Genomic DNA, 5332 nt, shown 5'->3' with positions numbered 1-5332 from the left:
AACTACAGCACAGGAAGGTATAAATCTGCTGCTCATCACATTACAGGAAAACTTTCCCGCTATTATATCATCAGGTATCAGCATTATTGAATCGCTAATTAGCGGTATTGCTGATAATTCTTACAGAATTGTAATGACTATTAAGGATCTGCTCCTGGAGTTAATATCTGAAATTTCTGTCAATCTGCCGTCCATAATTGATTCCGGTGTAGAAATAGTGGAATCTCTTCTTGAGGGAATTGACAGAATGATTCCTGATCTAATGACATCCGCTGTTGAAATTGTTACTACAATATGCGAAAAGGTAGTAGAACATGGTCCTGATCTGATTGATGCCGCTATTGAAATTATTCTTGATTTTGCAGCTGGAATACTCGAAAATCTGGACAGCCTGCTTCCAGCTGTTATTGATCTTATGCAATTTTTGAGTACCGGCATGATTGACCACATTCCAACTGTATTAGAAGCGATTCCAAAGCTAACTGAAGCATTGTGTTCCGCTATATTTGATACAGACTGGTTAGAAATTGGTATGCAGATTATAGAGGGTATTGGAAAAGGCTTAGTAGACGGTGTAGCGTCTATAGGGGGATATATTTCAGAAGCCGCCAGCGGAATAAAGGACGGTATTACAAACTTCTTCGGAATTAAATCCCCATCACGTCTTATGCGTGACCTTGTGGGCAAAAACCTTGCACTCGGAATAGGTGTAGGATTTGCGGATGAAATCCCCGAAGTCACAGACGATGCAGTCCATGCGCTCCACGGATTGACTTCTGCCGCTGCTGAATCTGCCGATATCACAGGCGGCACAACAGAAAATAATTATAATAATTCTGTTGCAAATGACAACAGCCGTACTACGGTAAGCAATACTTACAATATTTACACTCAGGCTTCAAAAGCATCGGACGCCGCAGAGCTTGCAGTTGAGCTTGAAAACATAAAAAGAAGCGATGATAGAGGTGTAGGAAGACAAATGCTATATTTTATTTTTAGAGGTATTAAAAGTACTGATATGGGTATTAAAATTTTATCTATACCGCTGCCGGCATCTGGTAAGCGATCATATGATGAAATAAATATTCCCGGACGAGCAGAACCGCTTTTTTCTCTTCGTGATGATTTTTCATCTGTAACAAAAAGTATTACATTTGAATTTCAAAAGGGATGCGATATATATGCTCTGCTGTCATGGCTTGCCGGAAGCGGTGATTTAATAATTTCCGACTATCCTGACAAGTTTTACAAAGCTATTTCATGCAGTCCCGTTGCAGCATCACGAATTAACGGATTATACAGAAATATGACAGTTTCTTTTGTATGCTCTCCGTTTTCTTATAGCGTTAACAATAAACCTATACAGCCGACATGCATACCCGGTGAAACTTTCTATGCTGTCGATGAAAATGTAGGCGGCAATATATACTGTCTCCCCAAATTTAAATTTACTCTTAGCAGCAATGCGGAACAAGTGCGTATTTGTACTTTACAAAATGGTACAGAAAACAGCAGACTTTTTATTTTTAATGTCCTGCCTGCAATAACTTACTGTGTTGATGCCGAACGGCAAAAAGTATATAAAGAAAATTCTGACGGAAGCCTCGAAATAATACTGAATCAGACAGTCGGAGATCTGCCTGTGTTATATCCCGGCATAAATACGATTACTTATCAGTCTGACGGAGCTGATTTCTCAGAATTTTCTATCGTAAAAAATGAAAGGTGGTTTGGATGAAAAAAATCTGTGTATTTTCTGCTGGAACTGCTCAGGACAAATTTTATACAAACGGCGAGCGCATTCTTTCATTCACTAAATGCAGGGAAACAAAAGAGTTCAATGGAAAATGGGAGATTGAATTCGAGCATCCCCTTGACGAAGACGGAGACTGGCAATTTTTAAAAGGATTTAATATACTGAAAGTGCCTGTCAGAATGAGAGACGCTTCATCAATGAAAACCATTATAAAAGAACAGCTTTTCGAGATATATTATGCCGAAGTTAAAATGTCAGAATCCGGAAAGGGATATGTTACCGGAAGAGCGCAGCATATTTTTTATGTGCTTAACGGGCGAATACTCGTAGATAAACGCCCCAGATCTAAAACAGGAGCAAAAGCTCTTGAATATATTATGACAAATTATGACCGTGCTTTCAGTTACGGCTTTAACTATGATTTTACATATTCAAGCAATATAAGTACTATTAATACAGCTTATTATGAAGGGAAAAGCATAACGGCAGCGCTTCTTGCAGAAGACAATGCTTTTGTAAACCGTTGGGGCGGAGAGCTTTACCGTGATAACTTTTATTTCAGTGTTAATGCAAAGAAAGAAAATTCTCTTGAAGGTATTTTTGAAATAAAGTATGGTTTTGACATGAAAGCTATCGGAGTAACAACAGATTATTCCGGATTTACAAATTATCTGATCGCCAAAAATGACCGTGGGCATATTTACAGAATTCATACTGACAAAAATAATACTTTTCCCCGCCTTGTTGCTGAATATAAATATTTTGGCAGTGAAGACCCAGAAGCGTCTGACAGCAGTGCCAAACAGGAACTGAAAAAGAATGCTGAAGCTTACTTTAAAACAGTGAGCCATCCTGCAATTAATTATACTATAGCATATGCAAAGCTTACAGATACAGAGCTCTATAAAGATTTTATTAACCTGCAGGAACGTGAAGTCGGTGATACAGGCATGGTAATCAATGAAGTACTGGGAATAAAAACAACGCAGAAAGTCACTAAGAAGATTACTGACGTGCTGACCGATACCGTAGAATCTATTGAGCTTGGCAATCTTAAGGGTACAATTACAAGAACTATAAATCCGACAAATATAATAAATGCGGAAACATCTCAGCAGCAGTCGCTTATAGCTGATTCATTCAGTTTTTCCATTAAGTGTTACGGCAGCTATACGCTTCCGGTACTTTCCGACTGTACGGGATCCTATTCCATAGACTGGGGAGACGGAGGAACATTTGAAAGTATTATCCTTAATACCTCTCATATTCATACATATTCAGAACCAGGAACATATACAATCACAATTTATATTGATGATTCATTCACAGGTTTTGTACAAAGTGCATTTTCTAGCTGCTCAGAACTCACTAGTTTTTCTTTTCCTGCACTTGCTGCTGATATACCCGGATATATGTTTACAAGGTGTACAAGGCTTAAGGAGGTTAGTCTATCCAGCCAAACGCTGACAATAGGAACAGGTGCATTTATGGGCTGTGCATCACTTAAAGAAATAAATCTGACGGAAAATATTACATCTATCGGCGAAAGGGTTTTTTATAACTGCGATGCCCTCGAACGTATTATTTATGATAATCTGTCAACAAATTTTGAAAGCATAAGACCTGTAAACCTTTGCAGCCACGAAGTTGAAGTTGAATGCTTTGATTTAATATTTACAACAGAATAAAATGAGGTGAAATTTTATGAAAATCACTATATCGGAACAATTTACCGCATACGCCGATACTCCGCTGCTTGGAAATGCAGGCGAAACAAATGCAAGAAGAATTGAAGCTTACTATCCTGAAATACCTGAAGCTGAAAACTATCGCTTAAGATTTAAGCTCCCGAACGGTACTATATATGATGCTGATATAACTGATAAGGTTTACAAAGTACCGGGTTCATTGCTTGCCGTTTCAGGCTGTATACTTTGTCAGTGGCTTGCCTGTGCGTCTGCTGATAAATCTGTTTACAGTATTGTAGCAAAGTCAAATGTTTTTAAGCTGACCGTGGGCGAATCAATAGATGATAAATGTATTTCTCCTGTCCCCACATACGAAGATGCTGTTGCGGCGCTGGACAAAATGATGCTTGCACAAGCTCATCCGCCTGTAATCTCAGATGACGGAAACTGGCTCATCTGGAATGTTGAACAGGAAGAATATATTGATACTGATATCAAAGCTATGGGCTATGACGATTACAATGCTTTATCCAACAAACCTCATATAAACGGCGTGGAGCTTATTGGCGATAAAAGCAATGATGAAATTGGAATCACATGTTTATCTAATGAAGAAATTGAAAGTATATTAAATTTATTTAACGGAGGAATTTAAATGGGAAAATATCTAGACAGTAACGGGTTGCTGTATTTATGGAGTAAAATCACGTCTGCAATCAGCAATGCAGTATCCGTAAAAGTCAATAAAGAAGACGGAAAAGAATTAAGCTCAAATGATTATACAGATGAAGAAAAGGCAAAGCTTGCTGATTTGAAAAAAATTACTGTTGATAGTGAAATTGATGTAGAAAGTTTAAATCCGGTTGAGAACAAAGCTGTATCTGCGGCATTGGAAACTAAGGCGGATAAATCATTAATAGGTTCTGCAAACGGGATTGCGTCTCTTGATGCTGATGGAAAGGTTCCAAGCTCTCAGCTGCCCAGTTACGTTGATGATGTTGTAGAAGGATATTATTATAGCAATAATTTTTATACTGACAGCAGTCATACCAATCTGATTACAGGAGAAACAAGCAAAATATACGTAGATATGGATACTAATTTGTCTTATCGTTTCGGCGGTAATATGTATGTCCTCATAACATCAAGCGATATGACGCCGATCACAAATGCAGAAATTGATACTATTTCCGCCGGATAGGAGTGATATAAATGGTAAAATATCTTGATAAAGACGGACTTACAGCACTCTGGGGAAAAATGAAAGAGAAATTTGCCTTAAAAGATCACGCCCACACGGTATCGCTTGAAAGTTTAGGATTTGTAGAAATGACAACCCAGGAGGAATGGGACACCATAACATATTCCGAATATCCTATGCGGAAATTCTTGATAACAATAAAGCGTGTAGACAATAGTTTTGGCTGTTTTATTGGAATAAACAATGGAAGTATGTGCGGTGTTTGTAATATAGGTGATGTTGCGTATGCCATTGAAGTGGGAAATACCTCTGGCGGATTCGTATTACAAAATGCTGTACGGATTTCAGACGAAACAGTTCAGAAAACCGCATTTGCAAATAAACCAATTGTAAAAGTGGTTCTTTTACCGGAAATTTTTTAATTGATATATTATTTGGAGGTGTAATTTACAATGAAAACATGGATTAAAAGATCTTTAAGAACTTTTGTACAGACAGCGGTCGGTTACATAGCGGTTAATATTGCCGCAACGGATTTGACCGTAAAGTCAGCCGTTTTGGGGCTTGCTGTATCGGCAGTAGCCGCAGGACTGGCGGCAGTTATGAATTATAAAGAAGAATAATGGAGGGTCATCTATGAAAAAGTATATTGGTACAAAAAGAATTGAAGCAGAGCCTATGACAAGA

At 38.1% G+C, this 5332-nt stretch carries 6 protein-coding genes; all 6 read left to right on the top strand.

All coding sequences use genetic code 11. From position 1 onward, the window contains the following. On the top strand, nucleotides 1–1738 hold a 1738-nt coding region (locus ACI4WO_RS00140; RefSeq protein WP_439805532.1), incomplete at its 5' end, for a hypothetical protein. Further along, nucleotides 1735–3444: a leucine-rich repeat protein gene (locus ACI4WO_RS00135; protein WP_439805531.1), complete on the top strand. Its 1710-nt coding sequence runs from the start codon at nucleotides 1735–1737 to the stop codon at nucleotides 3442–3444. The genes ACI4WO_RS00140 and ACI4WO_RS00135, both read left to right, overlap by 4 nt. 16 nt (nucleotides 3445–3460) lie before the next feature. Beyond that, nucleotides 3461–4099 (top strand): hypothetical protein, encoded by a 639-nt coding sequence (locus ACI4WO_RS00130; RefSeq protein WP_439805530.1) that lies wholly within the window; start codon nucleotides 3461–3463, stop codon nucleotides 4097–4099. Continuing rightward, nucleotides 4100–4645, top strand: a complete 546-nt coding sequence (locus ACI4WO_RS00125; protein WP_439805529.1) for a hypothetical protein — start codon at nucleotides 4100–4102, stop codon at nucleotides 4643–4645. A gap of 11 nt (nucleotides 4646–4656) precedes the next feature. Further along, on the top strand, nucleotides 4657–5067 hold the full coding sequence (locus ACI4WO_RS00120) for a hypothetical protein (protein ID WP_439805528.1): 411 nt from the start codon (nucleotides 4657–4659) through the stop codon (nucleotides 5065–5067). Between the two features lie 30 nt (nucleotides 5068–5097). Then, nucleotides 5098–5268 (top strand): hypothetical protein, encoded by a 171-nt coding sequence (locus ACI4WO_RS00115; RefSeq protein WP_439805527.1) that lies wholly within the window; start codon nucleotides 5098–5100, stop codon nucleotides 5266–5268. The last annotated feature ends 64 nt before the right edge of the window (nucleotides 5269–5332 follow it).

The organism is Porcipelethomonas sp. (assembly GCF_051893655.1).
Classification (GTDB): domain Bacteria; phylum Bacillota; class Clostridia; order Oscillospirales; family Ruminococcaceae; genus Porcipelethomonas.
This window is presented reverse-complemented; position numbering and strand designations above follow the sequence as displayed.